We start from the raw sequence: 26,155 nt of genomic DNA, 5'->3' as shown, positions 1-26,155 counted from the left end.
CACGCCTCGCGACGAACCAGCTTGCGGCTTGCTAACAGGCTTCACCAACTCGCCTGCAAGGGACTTTCACCCTCTGGAATAAATTGATACCTTTAGTATCAGGTGCCCATACTGGGCGCACACAAAACCTATAAGCAATAGCGCCCTGTGCGACGCCACTGCTCATAGCCAAACCGTTAGGCTTCACTATAAAATGAATTACCTTTTTTCTAGCAAAGAAATTCTAATTTCACACCTATAGTAAAAGAGCTTTAAAATAACTGTCGTAGGCGAATCCTTTGATGTCGGAATAGTCTAAACTCTCCAGCACTTCTCCGGTTTTCAGGTGCACCCGGATAGGCTTCGGCTTATCCGACGTAAAGGAGTAGTTGTTGACGTATTAGTCCTGCTCAATAGGCCACCATGTTTCCGGATTCCGCAGCACTAGTTTTTCCTGGGTACCGTCGGTATAGTGTACCACCACTTCCCAGTTGTCGAACCGTGACTGCATCGGGTTGGTGGAGCCTGCCATCAGCAGATAGGCATTCGCTTTGATGAAAAATATATACTGATTCTAAAACTCCAGCTTCCAGACTTGATTTGACAGTTCAAAAGAATTGTCATCTACATACCTCATGCCTCCTGCTAAATAAATAATATTGTTTACCGAAAAGACAGATCGGAGTTGAACATTATCCTGTTCCAGTACACCAACTGACCAGGTCTTGGTATCCAAATCATAGATGTCAAACTTATTTGCGTTCTCCCCTGAGATTCTAAAAAACACCAGTTTATTATCCTTTACGACAACATGATTATATATGTATCCCCAGTCCCCAGGTTTGAATAAATAGTCGAGTGAGCTTTGCCCGGTATTTACATTCTCAGTTTCCATCCTACAGCCTCCCATCCAGTATATATTGTCAGCTACGGCAACGCCAGCCACAAATCCCATGGGTTGACTTAAAGTGGAGGTAGACCAGGTGTCTGTGGTATTATCATATATATCGATGTTATCAGAAGGAATGTTGTACCACCTGTCCTCTGTTTGTCCGCCTGCAAAATATATTTTATCATCAACGGCTACAGCCGAGATATAACTCCTGGGCTCGCTTAATGATGCCGTTGACCATTTGTTAGTAGACAGATCATATATATCCACTTTGTCGGAGGTCTCGTAATTTATATTCTTTTCGCCGCCGGCAAAAAACACTTTGTTCCCTACAGCTGCAGCCGCGATATACGCCCGAGGCTCACTCAACGAAGCAACTGTCCAGGTATCCGCTACTACATCATAAATATCAACCGTAGAAAAAAGCTCATCAAAAGCGCCATCGCCTAACCTGCCGCCTGCAAAAAATATTTTGTTTCCGGCGGCAACGGCTGCTATATCAGATCGAGCTTCGCTTAATTGGGCAGTTGACCAAGTATCAGTGACTATATCATAAATATCTACCCGGGCAGAACCATAACCGTTAACGCCAGCGCCCGATAATGCGGCACCTGCAAATACAATTTTATTTCCAGCCGCCGCCACGGCCATTCCGGCTCTTGCTTCGGAGAGGGTGCCCGCAGGTAGGAGTTGGGCCTGCACGATGGGCCGGTTACTGCTGTCACATGATTCATTCTCCACACCGGATATTACTGTAATCTGCACCGTGTCTCTCGAAATCCTGCCCTCGTTATCCTTTACGCTTAAACCAAATTCGTAAGTACCATTAATAAGCTCTTTTACCTGGGTTTTAGCAGCTTTATCATTGACTATATAAAAAGAAGTTGGCCCTGAAATTTTGTACCATTCATAACTAGTAATAGCGCCATAGATACTTGACGAATGGCTACCATCCAAAAGAGCACTGTCTTGTGGCAGGGTAATGGTTTGATCGGGTCCAGCATTTGCTTTTAATGCTGCATTATCGTTCTCTGTTGGAGCAGGATCGTTATCTTCTTTTGTGCAGGAAACAAATGGCAGGGTTGCCAAGAAAAGAATAGCAAGGAATTTTTGTAGTGATTTCATAGGAACACCTTTATAAAACACCAAAACTAATATGGCTAAAGAGGAATAAGCCACTTTCAGAAAGGATACACACTTGATACAAGGAGTTCAAAAGAGATATCTACACAAGCTTAGCATCAAACTGATGCACTTCAGCCAATATGTCTAGTAACGAGGGGGAGGGAGTAACTGTAGCTTTATAACTTTCTATTGTTGTAAACATTAGAGAGTAGCTGCTCCTTATTTACGCTTAATATAATATAAAGTTTTATTGAAATACTGAAGTTACAAGTTTATGAGCGATACCATATTTTAGTTAAGGAGCTTTTCTCTCTTGAAAGCAGGTTTGGTTTATTTAGTCTCCCGAACTTTACCGACAACAACAGAAATAATGCATTCGAAAGAATTTGAAGATTATGATAGCACTTTCATTTGGTGGGAATTTCAATAGGCACACGTCATCACCTGATTTCACGACTTCTCACCAGGGTCACGCTCATCAGTCCAATCACCACATCATTTGCCAGCGCTTTTACTTCCAGAGACTTTAGCTTCTTTTGTGGGTTCAGGGGCAGGTCCAGCACGGTTGCTGCTCCGCCCGGAATGTAGCTGTCGTAGGCGAATCCTTTGATGTCGGAATATTCGAAGTTCTCCAGCACTTCTCCGATTTTTAGGTGCACCCGGATAGGCTTCGGCTTATTCAGCGTAAAGGAGTAGTTGTTGACGTAGTAATCCTGCTCAATCGGCCACCATGTTTCCGGGTTCCGCAGCACCAGTTTCTCCTGCGTACCGTCGGTATAGTGTACCACCACTTCCCCGTTGTCGAAACGGGACTGCATCGGGTTGGTGGAGCCTGCCATAAGCAGGTAAGCGTGGGATGCATTTCCCTGTAGCGGAACAGTCGCCTGGTCAGGGTAGTTGTCCCACTGGCTGGTGAAAAGAATGTTATTGCCTTCTGCTGTACCCGTAGTTTTGAAGGGCAAGCCATTTGGAAGCTCTACAATGCCATCTTCGCCAGCTTTGGCTCGCAGACCTGTATCGTCTATCTCGGCTGTCACCAACGGGTAGCACCAGTTGCCTATGCCTTGTTTCGGTAACTGGAGGGTAGCCACGGCAGGACGAGGCGAGAGATAGTCGTTTTTAAAAATTTGAGTTACATTATCGTTAAAGTGCCCGGAAAGGTCTACTGTTTCCCACTCCGGCTGTTGCTGTCCCTCCGGCACCGGAAGTTGCCAGTTTATTAATTCGGCGGTGGCGATAGGTCCGTTTCCTGCTCTTACCTCCACCCTGTTGGTACCTGGCAGCAGGAATTCAGCTGGTATCACTATTGGTTCAGAAGTCTGAGATGGTTCCACGTGCAGCAGGAGCTTTTTAGAAAAGCCTCCGGCAGTAAACGTAACTTCTTCGTTTAGCGCAACGGCCGTATTGTTATGGAGCAGCACCTGTGGGCTTTCACCTTGTCGGGCACTTAACTCATACGGTTCCTTTAACTCCACATTTACAGGTTCCCACCATTGCAGTTCTCCCTGCCTGGCCAACACGAAGAACGTATGATGTCCTTTTTCTCCCGCTATGTTTACCTTCAGGTTATTTCCCAGTTTCTCCTTTCCTGCTGTTATTTTTTGCGGATCTTTTATCTCCAGCACTTTCGCATTTTTTAAATCAACGGTGAATGCAGCACCTCTTGCTGCTACTGCATTGTAGGTAGCGCCGGCAGGCTTATCGCCGTTCCAGGTAATCTTAATTTGATACTTTTCAGCAGCAGGAGGCGCTATTCGTATCTGCGGATTACCAATCGCTTCTGTATAGTTTGTCCACTGCACAGGCTGCCCGTTTACCGTTACCGAGGCCACCTTGTCTTTTAAGGCAGCAGCTCTGAAAGTAAGATTTAGCGGCTTGTTAAAGTGCGGGGTAATGGTATAGGTTTCTGTGTCGCCTTCGCGCTGGAAAGCATACTGAATATCCGGCGTCTCGAAACTGGCATGGTTCCAGTCGGCGGGCAAGCCCGGGCGAATAAGGAGCTCCCCGGCCAGCACGTCGGGCACAATGCCGAACATTCCCTCTACCAGTGCCCTAGAACTGATGCCGATGCCGTCTGCAAAGTCTCGGTACAGTTCGCCACGGTAATGGTCGTAGTAAGAAAGCTGTTGCAGGTTGCCGGGACTGGAGCCCATGTACATACTTTCGATGAGGATGCTTCGCATAAGTTTGTTGGCTTCTTCGGTACGACCTGCCTGCCAGTAAGCCAGGGCAGTGTGCGCCACCTCCGCCAGCGCCACATTGTTAACAGACCAGGTATAGGGCATCCAGTTGGAGGTAGTGAGGGTGTACAGGTCTTCCCCCGGCAGGTCTGAAATCTGGATAGGAATGTGCGGAATCTGTGTGTCTACGTAGCGCAGCAGTTGGTACGCCTGGAAAGCATCCGGCACTTCAGAATCTAAGGTATGATAGACTGTCCAGAGGGCCGCCGCGGGATGCAGTTTCTGTAAGCCGAGCAAGTCTTTATACTCGGCGTACCAACCCTTGTCCGGTTGCCACATGGTCGTCTCTATTGCCTGCTTTATTTTCTTTGCTTCCTGTTGATAGGGCTTCGGGTCTTTGCCGATGAGCGTGGCTAACCTTGCAGCCATCTTGATCGAAAAGTGATGATAGGCAGAGGAATGCGTGACGCCGCCACCGCTGTACTGCACCGCATCACTTGCCCAGAAGCTGGCGTAGGCATCGTACAACCCGTCGTTATCCGCATCAAAATTCCGCTTTTCCCAGGCCAGGTGACGTTCTATGATGGGCCAGGCTTCCTGTATATATTCCTTGTCTCCCGTCCACAGGAAATGGCGGAGCATCTCGTCAATGAACACCATGTTCATGTCGTAATGGTGCGCTACTTTCTTACTACTGGGGTTTCTGGAGATGTAGCCTTCGGTATACAGCGAGATGCCTATCTCTTCTTTTTGCCTGGCCAGGTTCTTTTCCGGATCGGGTACCACAGGGCCGGAGTCAGGAGAAAGTACCTGCGCCTCACTGTAGCCCCGGAAGTGCGTGCGGGCCCTGTCATGCCAGCCCAGGGCATCGGCCACGTAGGCACCACGCCAGCCGTTCAGGGGCATGCGCCAGGCAATGGCCCCGTGCATGTAACTTTGTCCGTCCCAGATAGCGTCAGCGGCAATGCTCAGTGCTCCGCCTAAAGTATTCAGGTATGGATCAGGTGTTACAATTTTCACCTGTCTGGCGATTCTTTTCCGCTGCTCATCCGCTTTGATAAACGCTGCCGGCAGTTCCTGATAGGCAATTGGCTTTGCCGTCAGGTTGTTTTGCAGGCCAAAGTAGATTTTCTGACTGCCTTGTATCTGCTTCCGGCCTACTACCAGGGGCAAGTTAGACTTATCAGAAGCCAGAAGCATTTTAGGAGAACTTTGCTGGTTGGCGTCGCCAATTTTCAGTGAAGTACCGGGAGCCGAAATGCCGAAAATCTGGTAGCCTTTGTCTTTTACGCTTGCTGTGTTTTCTTCCGAACTGCCTGCCTTGTTCTTATCTGATTCAAAGCCAAGCAGGAAGGTATTCTCCCGCACTTCGAACACATTGCCTTTCGCGTGCTCCGGGTGCAGGTAGAAGCCTTCTTCCGAGTCAGCGCCAATGTCGCCGTCCCTGGCAGGCCGGTGACCGCTGGCACCGCCATAGGTCCAGATCAGCTCAAAAGGTTGTGTGTCAGGCGTAGTTTCCAGTGACACCAGCATGCCCTCTGCCTCCGCCATTGCCAGCACCTGAAGGTTCAGTTGCCCCTCTCCCAGCAGCGGGTCTTTGATTTCGTAGATCATGGTGCCGGGCCGGTAAATGGCCTTAATATGGTCTGCCTCTATCAGCCATTTGTCACCTTCCGATGTTGCAATGCCTAATTTCAGGTTTCCACCTTTCCGGGGCATGTATAGCAGGAACTCCGGCAAATCGCCAGCCTCTACCCTAAAGGCGGTACCCGTACCGTACAAGGCCCTGTTAAAGCGCTTGTTTCCGTTCAGGATGACAAAGTCAGTTCCCTCCGGCTTGTAGCGAAGCGGCCGCGCTACGCTCAGTCTGTCTTCCGGTTTCTCCTGAGATGGCTGCGCCTTGTTTTCACTCACCGCCCCTATACTGCTATTGGAGGTATGCTGCGACTGACATGCCAGCAGTAGAGTTAAGCAACAAGCAGTTACTTTATTTTTGAACATAAGCGAATGTGAATTTCCTTGCTCTTCAAATCTTGACTGTGTGGATGTACCCGATGAAAAAAACTCTGTACAGGCTACCGTTGCAACTGTTCATTCAGAGGCAACTTTCCAAATGTTTCATCGCTCTTGTTTGTGCTCTCAAGGCCGAGGGGCCTCGACTTGGGGGTAGGGGCCCTCTTAAGGGCATCGCGCTGTGTATATTTCCTGCCTGACGGCTGTCACTGGCGTGGCACCGGAAATTTACAAATAGAAGGCCCCTCCCCCCAGACGCTCAACCCAAAGACTGGAAACATGTTCACTTCGTGCCAGCTGGATGCAAAAGAAGATAGACTATGGAACGGGCTTGAAACTATCAAGAGTGCCTCATTCCAATCTACTTAAGGAGGAGTATTCGCTTTCTCTTTAGAGCTTCACTGCCAGGTTGATGTCTTCTTTGTTAGAGCGCTTGGTTTTAATCCAGAGCAGGTTGTTTTGCGCGTCGTAATACCAACCTGCTCCGCGTTCCAGGGCTGCTGCGTTTGCCACAGCTTTTACCTTTTTGCCATTCTCCGTAACGCTGGCAGGTGCATTCTTGTCGTTCCAATGGATTTTTGCCAGGTAGTTGTGCGACGGGACCTTGTACTTGCCCTTCGGCTTTTTAATCGCAAGGTTCAAACCGGATGTGGTCTGGTTGGAATTGATTTCTGTGATGGCGTATTCTCCATTCTTGTAATCCAAGCTCTTTCCATCGTCTTCATACAGCTCGAATTTAGAGGCACCGTGCGGAAAGATGTCCAGCGTAATTGTGTTTACTGGTTTCTCGCCAAAATACTTCATCTCCGGCTGCATCGGGATTATAGCGCCTCCTTTTGCGAATATCGGAATGGTATCCAGCGGCGTGAGTACATGCACGTACTGCTTTCCCTCATACTTCTTGCCGGTCCAGTAGTCGAACCAGGTGCCCTCCGGCAGGTATACCGTGCGTGTCTTGGCTCCCTTGGTGGTGACAGGATTTACAAGCAGGTTGTTTCCGAACATGAACTGGTCCGCTACATCGTATACGTTCGGGTCGTTCTGATGCTCCAGCACCAGCGCACGCATCAGCGGCACACCGGTGGTATGGTTGTTGTAGGCGTTGCTGTACATGTAAGGGATTAGCCGGTAACGCAGCAAATCGTACTTCTTAAAGTTGCGCAGGGCATCTTCGCCATAGTTCCAGGGCTCCTTGTAGGTAGGATGCTCCATACCCAGCAAGTGCGCCACCGGGCTGAACATCCCGAACTGCACCCAGCGGATGTATAATTCCGGGTCGGCTACGTGCTCAAAACCGCCCATGTTATGCGACCAGTTGCTGACACCGGACAAGCCGATATTTAGACCTGCTTTGATTACAGGTGCAAAATACTGCCATTCGCTCGGCCAGTCGCCGGCCCAGATAAAAGGGTAGCGCTGAATGCCGGCATAGCCTTCGCGGGTATGTGCCATGCCCCGCATGCCGTTGTGCTCCTGGAATTTCTCAAAGGATGCTTTGGTATAAATAAGCGGAAAAATATTGTGCTTCCACTTGATGTCCTCTCCTGTAGGGCCTACTTTCTCGCTTTCATTTGCCAGGGCACCAAAGGCACTGCCTTCGTCTGTTTTCAGGAACATGGCCCCTTGGTCGGCGATGCGCTTCACACCGTTCTGCCACCACCAGTCTACCGCCTTCTGATCAAAGAAATTGACAAACTCGCCGGGCGAGTCCTGCTCCGGGTAAACAAAGCCCTGTTCCTGCGCCATCGCCAGCAGGTTTAACTGATTTCCGTTATCGAAGCGCGGCCGCAGGTGCAGGCCCACCATTTTATAGTCCATCGCATACAGACTGTCGAACATTCCTTTCGGATCCTTAAAGGTTGGCCGCCACTCGAATGATGTAGCACCTTTTCCTCCATTCTTGCCAAAGATGCGCCAAGTGGAGTCGAGGTGCAGGATGTCGGCAGGTATACCGTATGTCCGGAACTTGCGCCCCAACTCTACGACATACTTGTCTGAGGTTTCTGCTTCGTGCCCCCAGGTGCCACCGCTGTAGGTGCCCACATGCAGCCCCAGCGCAAACTCAGGCAAAAGCGGCGATTTCCCAGTAAGGGTGGTATAGCTGTTTAATAAATCCGGGAAGCTCGGCCCATACATGAAGTAGTAATCCAGTTCGCCGCCTTCTGCCTTAAAGCTGTAGCTCTCCGGGTTGCTCATGCCCATGTCCCATTCTGTGGGGTAGGCGGTATGGAAGAAAATACCATAGCCGCGGGTACTCATGAAGAACGGCACCGGCGAATAATTTGCTTCCAGCACATTATAGGCCCCAACGTGGTGCGGCAAGCCTTTGCCCCTGCCCACGTTCATACTAAGCTTCTTGTTTCGCTGATCCAGGAAGTCCATCCGCTCACCAAAACCAAAGAAATGCTCGTCCGGGGCCAGCTGCTTTTTCACGGCAACAGCCTGCCCGTCCTTTACAAAACCTTCTCCGCCTGTGGCGTCTGCTGTAAGTAACTTGCCTTCTTTTGTATAGACCGCTATACCAAAAGGCGCTTTGTTTACCTTAATATCGAGCTTGTCAGTTTGCAGCAGGAAGTGGTCTGCCTGTTCCGAAGTTTTCACCGCTACTTTAGGAAAATCATACTTCACGACCATGTAAGGCTCATTCGGCTGAAATTTTCTGTCCCAGCTGGCCCTTACCCTGAACATGTCCGGTGTATAAAACTCCAGCTTTACGTCCGCATTGGCACTCTTGAAAAACACTTCATTCCCCTGCTGTCTGAAGCCAGACTGGTAGTTACCTACTGAGGATTGCCCCAGCACCGGCAGGCAAAATACCTGTAGAAGAATAAGGAATGTGACTACCTGCTTTAAGCGATGTATCATTTTGTTCTGTATTTTCTGACGATAAAATCTATTCACGGCCTTGCTTTCGCCCTGTCTTTCCTTGGGAGAAACAGCAGCAGAAACGAATCTCCGTTGTTTGCGCAGCTTCAGGCACCTTCTAAAATAGGCAATCCTGCTCATGTTGCCATCCTGCACTGTCCCGTTTCCCTGTGCGGGTGTTGGTGCTGGTCTCTTTTATTCCTTTGGCAGCTTCTACCTGCGCTTTCATTTCAGTGCTGAAGCACAACTAAAATTAGGGGCAGCATAAAGCATTGCCTATAAAGCAAAAAGGAGCGCCACTATTCGTGCCGCTCCTTTTTGCCTATAGTAGCTTTTGTTATACTACCTAGTTATATTCTGCATTCTGTTCATAAAGCCCTCTTTTAACTGTAAGCTGCGTAAACGGAATCGGATATATAATATTGAAAGGCTCAATGGAAGCCGGCATTCTGTTTAGTTCATCCTCCTGTGGCAGCCAGGCGTTCATTTTCTCTATCACCTTGCCAAACCGTACTAACTCATGCCAGCGCAGTCCCTCACCTGCGAACTCCAGCCTTCTTTCTTCCAGCAGCATATCCAGGGTCACACCGGAAACAGGCTCTAACCCTGCTCTTGCTCTAACCATGTTCACAATGTCATCCACTTCCTGCTGGCCTCCTCCTGCGCCACCTCTTAGTATGGCTTCTGCCTTCATCAGCAGCACGTCGGTGTATCGGATAAGCGGAAAGTTAATAGGCCAGTCAAAACGATCCAGACCAGGATTGGCCTCATTCAGAAACTTCCTGTAAAACGCCCTCGTCTCTACATTCCCGAAATCATCCGTAAAGCCCTGTTGAATGGTAACGGCTTTTCTTACATCGTTTGGTTCGTAAGCATTCAGCAGATCATCAGAAATTTCCCTGAACTCCACACTAGACTGAGGTGAAGGTATATTGGGCACCGTATTGAAATAGGATGAAACCCCCATGTATCCGGGCAATGTGGATCCCAGGCCTAAACCACCACTCTGAAACTGAACATCGAAAATGATATCCGGGTTGTTCTCGTTGTCATAGTCAAAGATACTGGCATAGTCGCTTACCCATGCATGATGGCTGTTATTGATAATATCATTCAGTAGCGTAAGTGCCTGATCGTATTCGTTTACTCCCAGGGTGGGCCCCTCTATGCCGTAATCTGGTCCTGAACGTGTGAGGTGGACGCGCGCCAACAGTGCTTTGGCTGCCCACGACGTAGCTCTGCCTACATTGGCACCTGTCCATCTATCTGGCAGAAGCTCCATTGCGCTGTTCAGGTCAGACATGATGAAGTCGTATACTTCCGGAACAGAACTTCTGGGGATTTCCAGCGCGGCGGCAGGAGTAACAACGCTTGAATAGATGGGGAGCTTGCCATACCATCGCACCAGGTCGAAGTAGTAAAGTGCCCGCAGGAATTTTGCCTGGCCCTCTAATCTGTTTCGCTGCGTTTCATCTGAAACAACATCGGCGTTCAGCCTGTCCAGCACCGTATTTGCACGCATGATACCATTAAAGTTCTGGTTCCAGGCTGCCTCAATCAATTCGTTATTCGATAACGTTCTTGCGAAGTCATTCACAGGGTCCCAGGGCCGTACTCCGGTAGTGGATGAGCCATAAATGTTGTCTGATCTTGTTTCAGAGAGATCATAATAACGATCCGGGAAAGGGCGCAGCTGTGCATACGCACCATTAATAGCTTGTTCGAATTCGGCAGGAGTCCGATAAAAGTTTGCCGTACTGGCCTCTGACAGTGGTATCTGATCCAGTTCCTCTTCACAGGAGACCAAACTTACCATCAGCAGCGAACATATATATAAGGTTATCTTTTTCATCATGATAAATTTTAGCTTGTAATTAGAAGGAAAGGTTCAAGCCGACAGTCATGGACTTAGCCAGCGGGAAAGCACCATAGTCATCCCCTACAAGCGCACCTCCATCTGCGTTGTTAACCGCCTCCGGGTTAAAGCCGCCCAAATACTCATCACCACCAAACCAGTTTTCAGCACTTACATAAATGCGCGCATTCTGCACAAACCGCTGGTTATTCAACAATCTACCTAGGTCATACCCTAAGGTAATGTTTCTTACCCTCCAGTAATCAGAGTCATAGAGCCAGGCGGTACTCTTTAAAAACCCGAAACTAGAGTTTGCTTTTCCTCTTTCTCCGGCACCCGGGTCCTCAGCAGATCTCCAACGGTCACGGTGCAGCCCCAGCGTGTTCTCTACCAGTCCCTGCCCCGGCCTGTCCATGGCACGGCCAAACATAGAATAAAGCTGGCCGCCCTGCTGGCCCTGCACCAGCACTCTCAGATCAAAGCCTTTAAAGCTGAAGGTATTCGTAAGCCCCCATACATAATCCGGGTTTGGTTTACCAACAATTACACGGTCATTGTCATTGATCACCCCATCGTTATTGGCATCCACGTATCTTGGGTCTCCCTCCACCTGATTGCCATAAAGGGCCACGCCGTTATCAATGTCCTGCTGCGAAAGGATACCATCCTGCTCCACCACATAGATACTCCAAAGCGGCTGGCCCACTTGCAATAACCTATGGCCAACTCCGTAAGAGCCTGTCTCAACAGGGGTGTTGTTTGGCCCCAGCTGCCGCACCTCATTTCTGTTGAAGCTCAGGTTTGCATTAGTTGTCCAGTTAAAGGCTCCTGTGATATTGTGGGTGGTTAACTCCAGTTCCCAACCTGTGTTATAGACTTCCCCGATGTTCGTAAGCGCAGTAGAGAAGCCGGTGGCGGTAGGCACCGGAATGTTGAGCAGCAGGTTCGTGTTCGTTTTGGTATAATAGTCAAAAGACGTAAAGACGCGGTTTTCCAGAAGGCCCAGGTCAAAACCAATGTTCAGTGTTTTGGATTCTTCCCAACCTAAATTTGGATTCGGAGCGTTCACTGGTATCTGTCCGGTAACCACTGCAGGGCTCATCCCTCCAAGGGAGTAGTTGGCAAACCCAAGCAAAGGAATATGGGCGTAGTTCGGGATAGCGTTGTTACCGGATATACCATAGCTGGCTCTCAGTTTGAATTCGTTTACTGCCCCTATGTTTTCCATGAAATCTTCTTCCGTTACTCTCCATCCTACCGAGACAGAAGGGAAAGTACCCCACTTCGTGTCTTCTCCAAACCTTGAAGAACCATCGCGGCGGACTGTGGCACTAAAGAGATAGCGATCTGAGAAACTGTACTGTACCCTGCCAAAGTAAGACAGCAGCGTATGTTTGGTTTCTGTAGTAAATGTATTTCTGGCGTTTATGTTCAGCGCAGCATTCAGTGTGGAAATGTCGTCTGTTCCGAATCCACCAGCGCTGCGCATCTGGAAATAATTCGTGGTACCCATGTTGTAGGAAGCACCTACCAAAGCAGACACACTATGATTGTCCGCTATTACTTTGTCATAAGAGACAGTATTCTCATTTACAAAAGTTAGCCTGCGGTAGCCATCAAAGCCGCCTCCTGCCTGTCTGTTCCCACGGTTGCCGCTCACAATGGAAGGTCTGAAAGACTTGGAATTGGCGTCAGAGTGGTCAAGGTTCAAGGTGCTTCTGAACCGCAGGTTGTCCATCAGGCTATACTCGCCGAACAAGGTCGCCAGGGTTCTGAAGATCCTGGTCTCTCCTATAGAGTTCTCAATCACCCGCACAGGGCTGTTTCTGGAAACGCCCCACTGGTAAGGCAGCTCGTCGCCTGTGTTCACATCAAGGCCAACAGTATCTTCCACCACAGGGTTAAACCCTACGGCAATGTGCATCTGCTGATCTTTCCCCTCTACCCCCGGATCATTTGTAATGGAGTAGGATGGGCTCAGGTTAATCCCGAACTTCAGTTTGTCGTTTGCTTTAACTTCTACGTTTGCCCTTGCAGAGTAACGCTCATACCCTAAGCCCAACGCAATTCCTTCCTGGTTCAGATAATCGCCTGAAATATAGTAATTCACTGCGTCGGTGCCCCCAGAGGCAGCCACCTGGTAGTTCTGCACGAGTCCTTTTCTGAAGACCTCATCCTGCCAGTCCACTAACCTAAGCCCGGGGTAGCCTGGCTGCAGCCAGCGCTCATCCAGAACTAGGCTGGGGCTGAAGCGGCCAAGGATTGCTACCCTTTCTGCAGAAGACTGATTCGCGGTTCTGCCTTCCCCGGAGTTTACCCAGTTGAAGTTTATCATCTCCACGGCCCTGTCTATCCACTCCTCCCCACTCAGTACGTCCAGCTTTTTCGCTGTCTCGCTCCAGCCGGCATAAGTGTTGAAAGATATTTTGGGCTTACCAGACTTGCCAGCCTTTGTGGTGATAATCACAACACCATTCGCACCACGGGAACCGTAGATAGCAGCGGCAGAAGCATCTTTCAGCACCTGGATAGACTCAATATCGTTTGGGTTGATGTTATCCAGCGGGTTTCCCTGTCCGAAGCCTCCCGCTGAACCCTGCGAAACCACGTCGAGCGGGAAACCATCCACTACATAAAGCGGCTCCGTACCGGCGGTAATAGAACCGGATCCTCTTACCTGAATGCTGAATCCCCTGCCCGGTACGCCACTTGTCTGCTGCACCCGTACACCAGCCATCTGGCCTACCAGCGCCTGGTCCACCCGCGCAATCGGTCTTTCCTCTATTGCTTTGGCATCCAGTGTTGCAATCGCATTTGTCACATCAGCACGCTTTTGAGTACCATAGCCCACCACAACCACTTCCTCGAGTGCTTCCGCGTCTTCAGACAGAGTAACATTGAACGTACCTGGTCCGGAGTAAGCTTTTTCTGTTGTGTTGAAGCCGATAAAAGAGAAGACCAGCGTGCCTGGGGTCTCCGGCACAGACAACGAGAAAGAACCATCCGGTCCGGTGGCAACTCCGGTAGTGGTGCCTTTCACCAACACTGTAACCCCAGGCAGCGGATCGCCGGCCGCAGAGGTTACTCTACCAGATAAAGTCCATTGAAAAAGACTGGCTGATACAGCAGAGGGACTTGCTATAGCCTCCTGGGGAAGAGCAGCGCCAGCAAAAGCTAAAGGTATAAATGCCATACAGCTTTTTAGCTGCCATAGCTGTTTTTTACTTCTCATAGGTAAGCGTTTTAATTATCATACACATTTATTGTCAACCAGAATGTCCTACAGTCAGGCTGCTCTTTTCAAAGGAGTCTTCACAACAGCAGCATACTATATCCTTTATTTACCGGGTATCATACAGCGTGCAACAGAAGGCGGTGTTGCTCTATACATACCAGGCTTTTGTGGGCTCCTTCACTTTTAAAGGCTATGTACCTTAGCCGGATGACGGCACGTTGCAGGAAGTTTTGAAGCCTGCTCCACCTGTTCTGCGCCGGATGAAGAACTTGTAACTTATCCTAAATTTATAGCATTCAGAAAAGCTTTCTATCCTGCTCTATCCTGTAGCTGCCTGGAAATTAATAGACAAAAAATTGCTGGATGCCTGTAGCAGGCTTTACAGGCTATGAAAGAGTCAGGCTTGATCCTGGTTTATTCCTGGTGATTTTCTCTCTGTACCTAATGAAGGGGGCAACTTCGGCCTTATGATTCTGCTGGAATATGGTATGGAACTTCAGGTAATTGGTATGCAGTCCATTCAAGGTTTACAGGGCAGAGAAACCCGGTTTATGTTCTTGTAAAAAGTAACTGGAAGTAAGAGTATTTTACCCTGGACAGGATGTATGATGAGTTGTCGGAAGAGAGAAAGCCTTTGTGTATGACAAAGCTTTCTGATGCGCCTCCGGATGCCACTTCTGCTACGTAGGAGGAGTGGCATCCGGTAGCTGAAAGTAAGCTACTGCCTCTTCCGGTGAAGCTTTTGGTAGGCCTGTGGCGTAAGGCTGGTGATGGATTTAAAGTAGCGGTTAAAATTGGAGAAGTTCTGAAAACCGCTCTCCAGGCAAACCTGCCCGATGGGTAGTTGATGCTCAATCAATAATTTACAGGCATGGCCCACCCGAATCTCCAGCAAAAACTGAGAATAGGTTTTACGGGTGTGGGTTTTGAAGTAGCGGCAAAAGGCGTTGGGAGTCATGTTGGCAATGGCCGCCACCTCTTCCAGCCTCACTTTTCTGGTAAAGTTGGCCAGCGTATAGGAGTAGACACTGGATATGCGCCTGGTCTCTGTCTCGTTTAGCGAGCTGCTGAAGCCAACGCTGGACAGAAGGGATAGTTCAGTTGAGCCGGAGATTGCCTGGATGATTTGCAAAAGGATGAGAATCCGGTTCAGCCCGAAAGCAGTACTCAGTTCCTGCATCAGCGCTCTTACAAGGTTGCGTGTCTTGCCTGTAATGCGCAGCCCCTGCTTTGCCTTCAGAAATAGCTCTTTTGCCTGGCTAAGCTCCGGCAAGTTCAGAAAAGCTTTCCCCCAGAAGTCTGGCCTGAACTGCACCACCTGCGCCAGGCACTGCGCCTCAGCCTCATCTCCGGAGGCTTCGTCGCTACGCCAGAAGTGAGGCAGGTTAGAGCCAAGCAACACCAGGTCTCCTGCACCAAAGCTTTCGATGCTGTCTCCTGCAAAACGGATTCCGGTTCCTTTCTCGATATACGTCAGTTCCAGTTCTTCATGGTAATGCCACTGGTTGTAGTCAAGCGGATTCACGTTGTTCCGCACTTTAAACGATTGCTCCGGGGCAACATCTACTTTTATAAGAAAAGGTTTCATTGGGCAAATATTAGCTTATATGACTACCAGCACAGAAGAATAATGTTAAAATAATATCAAAATCTGATAACTTTTAGTATTTAGCTGATTATTCGTTTCTCGTACTTTGTAAAACATGCCATCAGCAGGTTAGGAAGAAAAGCTTTTTCATAACTGATTCCATAGAAGGCATACGCTCTTTTACTTTGCCTGCGTCTCTATTATCAAAGTAGTTTATCTACTGGAGAACAGATGCTGCAACACCTGCAGCTTTAGAAGATTTACGCTTTACTGATAATAACTATATGATGAAAGTCGGACTCTTTATTCCTTGCTACATCGACCAGTTTTACCCCCAGATAGCCGTTGCCACACTGCAACTGCTCGAAAAACTGGGGGTGGAGGTGGATTATCCGCTGCAACAGACGTGCTGTGGTCAACCCATGGCTAACTCGGGTTTTCAGGCCGCTTCGAAAGGCTGCGATGCTTTATTTGTAAAAAACTTTGCAGGGTATGATTACATCGTTGCGCCGTCCGGTAGTTGTGTGCTGCATGTAAAAGAGCACCTGCACGATGAGAAAAACTCGGAAACGGCAGCACACATCCGAAGCCGCATCTTTGAGCTTTGCGAGTTCCTGACGGATGTGCTGGAGGTGAAGGACCTGCAGGCAAATTTCCCGCACAAAGTCGGCTTCCATATGAGCTGCCACGGGCAACGGGGGCTGCACCTGGCGCAAATGTCTGAATTAGCGGCACCAGATTTTTCCAAACCCGGTCAGTTGCTAAGTATGGTGAAAGGCATGGAACTCATCCCGCTGAACCGCAAGGATGAATGCTGCGGCTTTGGCGGCACCTTCTGTGTTTCGGAAGAAGCTGTATCAGTAAAAATGGGGAAAGACCGGGTGCAGGACCATGTACAGGGCGGCGCAGAATTTATCACCGGAACAGATGTTTCGTGCCTGATGCACATGGAAGGAATATTACGGCGCCGGAACAGCCCGGTGAAGGTGCTTCATATTGCAGAAATCTTAAACGGCTATCATGAATAACACAGAAAAAGCAGTACCAGACCATGCTACGGCAGCAGCAGCTTTTCTGCAGGATGAGGAGCGCGTAGACTGGCACGACAAAGCGCTTTGGTTTATCCGGCAGAAAAGAGATGTTGTCTCCAAGCAACTGCCGGAATGGGAAGAACTCCGGGAGGCGGCCTCACAGATCAAGCACAACGTGTTGTCTAACCTGGATGAGTACCTGGTGGAGTTTGAACAGAAGGCCCTGCAGAATGGCATTCAGGTGCACTGGGCCTCCGACGCCACAGAGCATAACCGGATTGTGCTGGACATCATTCAGCGGCATGACATTCAGAAGCTGGTCAAGAGCAAGTCGATGCTCACGGAAGAGTGCCACCTGAATGATTTCCTGCTGGAAAATGGTGTGGATGTGATTGACACGGATCTGGGTGAGCGTGTGGTGCAGCTTGCAAAAGAGCCGCCGAGCCATATTGTACTGCCCTGTATCCACAAGCGGAAAGAGGAAGTCGGGGAGCTGTTTCACCAGTACCTGGGCACAGAAAAAGGAGCCTCTGACCCTGCTTACTTAACGGAAGCTGCCCGCCAGCACCTGCGCGAAAAGTTTCTTACCTCCGACCTGGCTATAACGGGCGTTAATTTTGCCATCGCCGAGACAGGTGGGTTCGTAATCTGCACGAACGAAGGCAATGCCGACATGGGCGTGCACCTGGCAAAGGTACACATCGCCAGCATGGGCATCGAGAAGATTATTCCGAAAGCTGAAAACCTGGGCGTGTTTCTGCGCCTGCTGGCCCGCAGTGCCACCGGCCAGTCTATTACCACGTATTCCAGCCATTTCCACCGCCCGAGGCCGGGCCAGGAGATGCACCTGGTGCTGGTCGACAACGGGCGCAGCACACAGCTCGGGCGCAAAGACTTCTATAATTCCCTGAAGTGTATCCGGTGCGGCGCCTGCATCAACACCTGCCCCGTTTACCGCAGAAGCGGCGGACACAGCTACCATTATGCTATTGCAGGCCCGATAGGCGCTATTCTGGCTCCCAACATGGACATGAAAAAGAATGCCGACCTGCCCTTTGCCTCTACCCTGTGCGGCTCATGCTCCAACGTATGCCCCGTGAAAATTGACATACACAACCAGCTTTACCAGTGGCGCCAGGTTCTGGCAGAAGAAGGCTATGTACCGAAGAGCAAGGAGCAAGGTATAAAAGTAATGGCTAACGTTTTGTCGAACCCCACCTTATACCGGGTGGCAGGCAAGTCAGGCCGTTTTATGATGCGCCTGCTCCCCGGGCTGGCAAACAACAAAACCCTTAACCCATGGGCAAAGCAACGTGAAATGCCCGAGCCACCAAAAGAAAGCTTCAGAGACTGGTACCTTAAAAACAGAAAAGACACATGAGCAGCCGGGAAGAAATACTGAAGCGGGTAAAGGCAAACAAACCCGCCGCCACGCCCCTGCCAGGACAAGTTGCTTTCACGCCTGTCCCTAAGGAAGAAGCCCCTGCCGTTTTCACAAAAACAGTGGAGGGGATTGGCGGCATTGTGAATTTCATGCCAGATTTGCCTGCCATCGGCGCTTATCTAAAAAAGCATTTTGACGGGCCGGGCCGGATTCTGAACACTGTAAAGGGCGTCGGGTTTGGCACAGAAGCAACTGGACCCATAACAGAAGGGCACGTGCTGGGCACACTGGAAATGGCGGTAGTGGCTGGACGATTGGGAGTAGCTGAGAATGGTGCCGTGTGGATAACAGAAGAAGATTTACCGGCAAGGGTACTGCCTTTTATATGTGAGCACCTGGCCTTGGTCATTCCCCAAAGCAGCATTGTCGGCACGATGCATGAGGCGTACGCAACTTTAGATGTAGCGGCCTCTGGCTACGGTGCTTTTATTGCCGGCGCTTCCCGTACTGCTGATATTGAGCAGTCGCTGGTGATTGGCGCGCATGGGCCTAAAAGGGTACATGTTTTCATCATTCAGGAAGCTGTTTCTTAGAACCCGGTTTCCGGAAATATAAGAAATATAAAAGGAGCATCTTAAAAATTAGAAAATGCTCCCGCTGTGCCTGCTTTCAAACCATGTTGTTTAAAGCAGGCACAATTGTGTTGTCTCTTCCTCCTGTTCTCTCCTTTTATTTCGCTTTTACCCCTGCATACAGGACACTACCGGATAGTTCTTAAATCATTTATGTCTATTTTTCACAACCAGCATTATTGAATCGAACCCTTTGCGGCCAAAAGCAAAGGCGAACCCAATAGTGCAGAAAGATTTAGCTCAGCATCCTGCTGCTGCAGATTGAAAGCCGGAAAACATAGCATCTAATCAAACACAAATATGAAGAAGACCCTTGCCACGCAGTTAGACTCCATTAATGAATACGAGAGAGAGCCTGTTCCTGAAAGTAAGCTGAAGGGCTTGAAAAGCTTTGTCGGCATGTATGCCGGGGAACACACTGCCGGAACCGAGTTTGTGATCGGTCCTTTGTTTGTGGTGCACGGCGTTAGCGCATCTGATCTTTTCCTGGGCTTGCTGGTGGGCAACATTCTTGCTGTTCTGAGCTGGGCGTTTCTCTGTGCCCCCATTGCAGTAAAGGCCCGGCTTACCCTTTACTACCAGTTAGAGAAAATCTGCGGCAGGTACCTGGTATCAGGCTATAATATTGTGAACGCCCTGATGTTCTGCTTTCTGGCAGGCTCTATGATTGCGGTGGCAGCAACGGCAGTGGGTATTCCCTTTAACATTGCGATGCCCGGACTGGACGACATGTACCCGAACAGCATTGGTTGGGTAGTAACGGTTATGTTTGTAGGGACAGTTATCACAGCTGTCGCTATACTTGGGTATGAGCAGATATCTAAGTTTGCTAACGTTTGTGCTCCCTGGATGATCCTGGTCTTTGTGGCGGCTGCCTTTGCCGTTATGCCCCAGTTGGGCATCACCTCTTTAGAAAGCTTTTGGGAAGTGGCACAGACCACCATCTGGAACGGGGTTCCGGTAGCAGGATTCAGCAAATTCACTTTCTGGCACGTGACCTTCTTTGCCTGGTTTGCGAACATGGCCATGCACATCGGCATGGGCGACCTTTCTATTCTGCGGTATGCCAGGAAGTGGCAGTATGGCTTTGCCTCCGCTGCCGGAATGTTCATCGGCCATGTGATGGCCTGGATTGCCTCCGGTATCCTGGTGGCAGCTGCAAGCGGCGAGGTAACACCTGGCCCTATAGCCTATAGCAGCGCTGGCATAGCAGGCGCCTTCTGTGTGATGATTGCCGGCTGGACCACTGCCAACCCAACTATTTACAGGGCTGGCTTAGCCATTCAGTCTATTGTGCCTTCTGTGAAACGTTGGAAGGTGACCATGGTAGTTGGCCTGGTGACTACTATTGCCGCGCTGTTCCCTGCACTGGTGATGCGGCTGCTGGACTTTGTGGCGCTGTACGGGCTCGTGCTCATGCCAATGGGAACGATTATCTTCATCGACTTTTATGTTTTGCCGAAAATTGGCCTCAGAAGCAATTATGCCAGCGTGGTAAAATCCTCTTTCAACCTGGCAGCAGGCATCACCTGGATTGCCACGTTAGTGCTGTGCCTCTTTCTCAACTACTATCAGGGCATCGACATCTTCTTCCTGGGCCTGCCAGGCTGGTTTATTGCAGCCGCCCTGTATATAGGATTAAGCAAAGTATACCAGCAGAAATTGGTTGAGAAGCAGGAGATGAAGATTCCCGCCAATTCGTTGTAATTCGTTTCGCATTAGTTTAACTACCAGTTCTCATGACACAGTCAATCTTAAAACTTATATCCTACATCGGGTTGTTCCTGACAGTGGTGCCCTCGCTCTTAGTATTTGCCGGAGTTATTGAACTAAGCTTTCATAAGACGCTGATGTTGGTTGGTACGCTGCTCTGGTTTCTGACTGCCCCCTTCTGGATGAACAAGGAGAAACATCCTGTGTCAGAAGCTTAACAAGCAGTGCTTAACAAGTAAAGCCCTGGAATTTCCATCGCCTCCTGTCTTTTCCGAAAGCGTAAGGAAACGACACTAACCGGATAGAAAGGCTTTTTCACTTTAGCTGCGACACCCATGCACCCAGGAAAAGGAGCAAGTGCTTTTTAATAACCAGCCTGCTATCGCACAGCATGCACTGCCTTTATGTGTATGTGCAAGCCAAAACACAAGAGTTGTATTTTAAGCACTTACAGACACCTTGTACAGGACGGTACAGGATAGAGAAAGCTTGTTCTGCGCTTATCTTTATTCTACTATAAAGCCAGGCACCCCTGTTATTCAAATTTCAAATATCAACGTTTTAATCAGTATCAATAATTAACACATCAAAACATGGAAAACGTAGTAGCTACAACTGATTATAAGTATGTAAGTTACCTCTGGGATGAGGAGGTTGCTAGCTCATTTGGAGATGATGAAGTTGCACTCTTAATATACCGCTCTAACCTCTTAGGCGCCGACCTGAGGCTCACCAACTATGCCGGTGGCAATACCAGCTGCAAAACAATGGAAAAGGATCCGCTCACAAAAGAGGATGTGGAGGTGATGTGGGTAAAAGGCTCTGGCGGCGACCTGGGAACACTGAAAAAGAGCGGCCTGGCTGGCTTATACCTGGAGAAACTACACAGCCTGAAGAATGTGTACAGAGGCCTGGAGCACGAAGATGAAATGGTAGCGTTGTTTACCCGCTGCCTCTACGACCTCGACTCCAAGGCACCTTCTATTGATACCCCGCTGCATGCGTTCCTGCCCTTTAAGCACATCGACCACCTGCATCCGGATGCCATCATTGCGATAGCCGCATCGAAGGATGGGGAGCAGATAACAAAAGAACTCTTTGGTGGAAAGCTGGCGTGGGTGCCGTGGCAGCGTCCGGGTTTTGACCTTGGCCTGATACTGGAGAAAACAGTGCAGGAAAACCCGGGTATTACCGGCCTGATACTTGGCAGCCACGGCTTGTTTACCTGGGGTGATACTGCTTATGAAAGCTACATCAACACCCTGGAAACAATTGAAAAAGCATCAGAATACCTGAATGAGAAATTTGGCAAAGAGCGCCCGGTATTTGGCGGCTCCAGGCTGGAATCGCTGCCGAAAGAGCAGCGCCTCGGGAAGGCAAGCACACTCATTCCACTGCTGCGCGGCCTGTGCTCCAGCCAGAAAAGGATGATCGGGCACTTTACAGACGATGAGCGCGTGCTGGAATTCATCAACAGCAATGACCTGGAGAAGCTGGCTCCCCTTGGCACCAGTTGCCCGGACCACTTCCTGCGCACAAAAATACGCCCGTTGGTATTAAACTTAGCGCCGGATGCAGATCTCTCGGATGCAAAAGAAGTAAAAGCCCAGCTGGTGGATCAGTTCGAAGCTTACAGGGCAGATTATACTGCTTACTATGAGCGCAGCAAGCACGACAACAGCCCTGGCATCCGCGATAACAACCCTGTCATAATCCTCTACCCGGGTGTGGGGATGTTCTCTTTTGCAAAAGATAAACAGACTGCACGCGTTTCGAGCGAGTTCTACATCAATGCCATCAACGTAATGAAAGGCGCCGAAGCCATCTCTGAATACCAGGGCTTGCCCGAGCAGGAGGCCTTCGACATAGAGTACTGGCTGCTGGAGGAGGCTAAGCTGCAGCGCATGCCCAAGCCAAAGCCCCTCTCAGGCAGAATTGCACTAATCACAGGCAGTGCCGGCGGCATTGGAAAGGCCATCGCAAAGAAATTTGTGGAGGAAGGTGCCGTGGTAGTGCTCAACGACATGAACGAGGAACGCCTGCAAGGAGCTGGCGAGGAGTTTAAGCAGCAGTACGGGAAAGACGCATACGCCACGGCCATACTGGACGTGACTAAGGGCGATCAAATACAGGAAGCTTTCAACAAAGCCGCACTGGCCTTCGGCGGAGTGGACATCATCGTCAACAACGCCGGCCTTTCCATCTCCAAAACCATTGAGGACCACACGCAGAAAGACTGGGACCTGCTGTACGATGTGCTGGTGAAAGGCCAGTTCCTTGTAACACAGGCAGCCGTGGAGGTAATGCGCAAGCAGGACATAGGCGGAGACGTGCTTAATATTGTAAGCAAGAATGCGCTGGTGTCTGGCCCTAACAACGCAGGCTATGGTTCTGCCAAAGCAGCCCAGCTGCACCTGAGCCGCCTGAATGCGGCAGAATTGGGAGGCGATGGTATCAGGGTGAACGTGGTGAACCCGGATGCGGTAATCAGCGACAGTAACATCTGGGCCGGCGGCTGGGCCGAGGGCCGGGCGAAGGCCTACGGAGTTAAGGTAGAGGAACTACCGGCATTCTACGCCAAGCGCACGCTGCTCAACGAGATCATCCTGCCAGAAGACATTGCCAACGCCTGCTTCGCCTTTGTAGGAGGGCTGCTGAACAAGTCGACCGGCAACGTGCTGAACGTGGATGGCGGTGTGGCTATGGCCTTTGTGAGATAGGGAAAAGAAAGAACAGAAGACAATCGTATTCAGGCGGCTCAGGAGCATACGCCTATATTAGGTTAAATATGTTGTTTGTGAACTCCCGATGTGCTGAAGGCCGTATCGGGAGTCTGAGCCGCCACGATTGTCCCTGTTTCTTCCTTCCTTAGTCAAAGTTTTAAACCTGTAATTCAAAAAGTGCATGATACTAGATAAATCGCTGATTGAGCAGCATAATGAGAAACAATCTGCCTTACACCAGAAAAAGCTCGACACACTAACAGCTGTTTTAAGCGACGAAGGCCATTCCGTGAATGCTATCCTAGATAAAATAGCCGCCTTCCAGGTGGCTATTCCGAGCTGGGCACTGGGCACAGGCGGCACCCGTTTCGGGCGCTTTGCAGGTGGCGGGGAGCCACGGAGCCTGGAGGAGAAGATTGAGGATGTTGGTCTGCTACATGCTATCAACCAGTCGAGTGGTGCTATTTCACTGCACATTCCGTGGGATATCCCGCAGAACGCGAAAGCCATCCAGCAGCTAGCTGCCTCCTTTGAGCTCAAGTTTGATGCGGTAAACTCCAACACGTTCCAGGATCAGCAAAACCAGGACCTTTCCTACAAGTATGGCTCACTCTCCCACACCGATAAAGGAGTACGTGACCAGGCTATCGCCCATAACATAGAAGTAATCAAGCACGGCGTAGACTTAGGCTCCAAAGCATTGACTATCTGGCTTTCTGACGGTACCGACTTCCCGGGGCAGCAGAATTTCAGGCGGGCATTCCAACGCACCCTCGACTCTTTCCAGCAAATCTACGCTGCTTTGCCAGACGAGTGGAAGGTTTTTGTAGAATACAAGCCCTATGAGCCGCACTTTTACTCCACTGTGGTCGCAGACTGGGGTTCTTCGCTCCTGTTTTGCCAGAAGCTGGGTGAGAAAGCGCTTGGGCTGGTTGACCTAGGGCATCACCTTCCCAATACAAACATTGAGCAGATTGTATCTCGCTTCCTGATGGAAGGCAAGCTTGGGGGCTTCCACTTCAATGACTCCAAGTATGGCGATGACGACCTCACGGTGGGTTCTATTAAGCCATATCAGCTGTTCCTGATCTTTAATGAGCTGGTAGAAGGTATGCAGAGCGCTGAGGTAAACAACCCTGAGCTCAGCTGGATGATTGACGCCAGCCATAACATAAAAGACCCGCTCGAAGACCTGCTCCAATCAGTGGAAGCCATTAAAATGGCGTACGCCCAGGCCCTGATCATTGACAGGAAAGCTCTGGAAAAAGCACAGGCAGAAAATGACGTGACACAGGCACAGGAAATCCTGCAGAATGCCTACCGCACAGATGTACGGCCGCTGCTGGCGCAGGCGCGCCTGCAGGCTGGGGCAGCGCTGCACCCGGTGTCCTTCTACCGTGAAAGTAACATCAGGGAAGAACTGGTGAAGCAGCGCGGTGCAAAAGCCTTTGCCACTGGCCTGTAGCCGGATTGTTTGTCTGGCCTGCCCTGCCGTTTTCCAGGGGAAGCAGCGGTAGCTTTAGGAACAACTGCTGCCTTTTACATATTGTCTCACCCATTTTTCTACTTATCCTTTATGATTCCCTGCATTGCTATTTTTGATATTGGTAAAACAAACAAGAAATTCCTGCTATTTGATCAGCGCTACCAGATCTTAAAAGAAGAAGAAATTTGCTTTGGTGAGGTAAAGGACGATGACGGTGACACAGGAGAAGACCTGGCGGCGTTAACAAACTGGCTGCGCAAAACCTGGAAAGCCCTTGAAGCGGATACCAAGTATGATGTGATAGCGGTAAACTTTACGACCTATGGTGCCAGCCTGGTGCACCTGAACGAAGAAGGGGAACCGGTAACACCACTTTACAACTACTTAAAGCCTTTCCCAGAGGAGTTGGAGCGCCAGTTCTACGGTACCTACGGAGAGAAGATGACTATCTCGGAAGAGACTGCCTCCCCGCCACTGGGTATGCTGAACTCTGGACTGCAGCTATACTGGCTGAAGTACCAGAAGCCGGAGACTTTCAAAAAAATAAAATATACGCTACACCTGCCACAGTATGTGTCGTACCTGTTCACGAAGCACATGGTAACGGACTATACCAGCCTTGGCTGCCACACGGCTCTCTGGGATTTTCAGAAAAAAGACTACCATACCTGGGTGTATGCAGAAGGCTTTGACAAGTTGTTCCCTCCGCTGCGGCAACATTACAGGCCTTTGGAAACTGCTTTCAGATCAGAAAGTATTCCTGCAGGGTTGGGCCTGCACGACAGTTCATCCGCTCTTATTCCATACTTAAAGCAATACCGCAAGCATTTCCTGCTGCTTTCTACCGGCACCTGGGGCATCACATTAAACCCTTTTGCCAAAGAGCCACTAACCACTTCAGACTTGCAACAAGACTGCCTGCAGTATCTGACCTATTTCGGCAATCCTGTAAAGGCATCGCGCAAGTTCATTGGTAATGCCCATGAGGAGCACATTAAGGTTTTGGCGGAATACTATAACAAGCCGCTGGACTACTACAAGCAGGTAGCGTTTGATGAGACCTTCACAGAAGGCATCGTGCAGACTGACTTTGGCACTATACTAAAGCAAGAAAAGGTGCCCCTGGTAAAAGACAAAATAACGGCTTCGGCTGTGCGTATAAAGCTAGACCTGGTGTTATTCGCTACATATGAGGCAGCATACCATCAGTTAATGGGGCAAATCGTGCGGCAGCAGTTACATTCCTTATACCTGGCGGCTGAGGGAGACACAAGCTCCTTTAGAATACTGGTTGTGGACGGAGGATTCAGCCGAAACCCGATTTTCATGTCTTTGCTGAGACAAATCTTCCCGAGCCTGAAAATTAAAGCCGGTAAATCGGCCCAGGGCACGGCGCTTGGCTCTGCACTAGCTCTGAATATCTGGCCTTATTAGTGCCCGCTAACTGTAAGAGC

At 49.8% G+C, this 26,155-nt stretch carries 15 protein-coding genes; 8 read left to right on the top strand and 7 right to left on the bottom strand.

What is annotated here, in order from left to right; translation table 11 throughout:
- Positions 1-379: 379 nt before the first annotated feature.
- The 7 genes from ACFS7Z_RS21830 to ACFS7Z_RS21800 form a co-directional block, all read right to left on the bottom strand.
- Entirely contained in the window at positions 380-511 is a 132-nt protein-coding gene (locus ACFS7Z_RS21830; RefSeq protein ID WP_377489519.1) for a hypothetical protein, read from the bottom strand.
- 42 nt (positions 512-553) lie between these two features.
- Complete coding sequence (locus ACFS7Z_RS21825; protein ID WP_377489516.1) at positions 554-2,050, bottom strand: Kelch repeat-containing protein; 1,497 nt, start codon at positions 2,048-2,050, stop codon at positions 554-556.
- A gap of 386 nt (positions 2,051-2,436) precedes the next feature.
- Positions 2,437-6,090, bottom strand: a complete 3,654-nt coding sequence (locus ACFS7Z_RS21820) for a DUF4450 domain-containing protein (protein ID WP_377489513.1) — start codon at positions 6,088-6,090, stop codon at positions 2,437-2,439.
- Positions 6,091-6,579: 489 nt separating this feature from the next.
- A complete protein-coding gene (locus tag ACFS7Z_RS21815) occupies positions 6,580-9,054 on the bottom strand; it encodes a glycoside hydrolase family 31 protein (protein ID WP_377489510.1) in 2,475 nt (824 codons plus the stop codon).
- Positions 9,055-9,400: 346 nt separating this feature from the next.
- A complete protein-coding gene (locus ACFS7Z_RS21810; protein ID WP_377489507.1) occupies positions 9,401-10,909 on the bottom strand; it encodes a RagB/SusD family nutrient uptake outer membrane protein in 1,509 nt (502 codons plus the stop codon).
- 19 nt (positions 10,910-10,928) lie between these two features.
- Positions 10,929-14,141 carry a SusC/RagA family TonB-linked outer membrane protein gene (locus ACFS7Z_RS21805; RefSeq protein WP_377489504.1) on the bottom strand — a complete coding sequence of 1,071 codons (3,213 nt, stop codon included), beginning with the start codon at positions 14,139-14,141 and terminating at the stop codon, positions 10,929-10,931.
- A 721-nt stretch (positions 14,142-14,862) separates the two neighbouring features.
- Positions 14,863-15,732, bottom strand: a complete 870-nt coding sequence (locus ACFS7Z_RS21800; protein WP_377489501.1) for an AraC family transcriptional regulator — start codon at positions 15,730-15,732, stop codon at positions 14,863-14,865.
- Between the two features lie 287 nt (positions 15,733-16,019).
- Between ACFS7Z_RS21800 and ACFS7Z_RS21795 the strand changes: the two genes are divergently transcribed.
- The 8 genes from ACFS7Z_RS21795 (at position 16,020) to ACFS7Z_RS21760 (ending at position 26,135) form a co-directional block, all read left to right on the top strand.
- Positions 16,020-16,760, top strand: coding sequence for a (Fe-S)-binding protein (locus ACFS7Z_RS21795; RefSeq protein ID WP_377489525.1), 741 nt, complete (start codon positions 16,020-16,022; stop codon positions 16,758-16,760).
- Entirely contained in the window at positions 16,753-18,144 is a 1,392-nt protein-coding gene (locus tag ACFS7Z_RS21790) for a lactate utilization protein B (protein ID WP_377489498.1), read from the top strand. The genes ACFS7Z_RS21795 and ACFS7Z_RS21790 overlap by 8 nt, the downstream gene beginning before the upstream one ends.
- Positions 18,141-18,740, top strand: a complete 600-nt coding sequence (locus tag ACFS7Z_RS21785) for a LutC/YkgG family protein (RefSeq protein ID WP_377489494.1) — start codon at positions 18,141-18,143, stop codon at positions 18,738-18,740. Before ACFS7Z_RS21790 ends, ACFS7Z_RS21785 begins: the two co-directional genes overlap by 4 nt.
- A 339-nt stretch (positions 18,741-19,079) precedes the next feature.
- Positions 19,080-20,486, top strand: coding sequence for a purine-cytosine permease family protein (locus ACFS7Z_RS21780; RefSeq protein WP_377489491.1), 1,407 nt, complete (start codon positions 19,080-19,082; stop codon positions 20,484-20,486).
- A gap of 32 nt (positions 20,487-20,518) precedes the next feature.
- On the top strand, positions 20,519-20,710 hold the full coding sequence (locus tag ACFS7Z_RS21775; protein WP_377489488.1) for a hypothetical protein: 192 nt from the start codon (positions 20,519-20,521) through the stop codon (positions 20,708-20,710).
- Positions 20,711-21,085: 375 nt separating this feature from the next.
- Entirely contained in the window at positions 21,086-23,212 is a 2,127-nt protein-coding gene (locus ACFS7Z_RS21770; protein WP_377489485.1) for a bifunctional aldolase/short-chain dehydrogenase, read from the top strand.
- 184 nt (positions 23,213-23,396) lie between these two features.
- Positions 23,397-24,680: a sugar isomerase gene (locus ACFS7Z_RS21765; protein WP_377489482.1), complete on the top strand. Its 1,284-nt coding sequence runs from the start codon at positions 23,397-23,399 to the stop codon at positions 24,678-24,680.
- A gap of 111 nt (positions 24,681-24,791) precedes the next feature.
- Positions 24,792-26,135, top strand: coding sequence for an FGGY-family carbohydrate kinase (locus tag ACFS7Z_RS21760; RefSeq protein WP_377489479.1), 1,344 nt, complete (start codon positions 24,792-24,794; stop codon positions 26,133-26,135).
- Positions 26,136-26,155 lie beyond the last annotated feature (20 nt).

Origin of the sequence: Pontibacter toksunensis (assembly GCF_042686245.1) — a bacterium.
Classification (GTDB): domain Bacteria; phylum Bacteroidota; class Bacteroidia; order Cytophagales; family Hymenobacteraceae; genus Pontibacter; species Pontibacter toksunensis.
The sequence above is the reverse complement of the archived record's forward strand: the minus strand, read 5'-3'. Positions and strand labels throughout refer to the sequence as shown.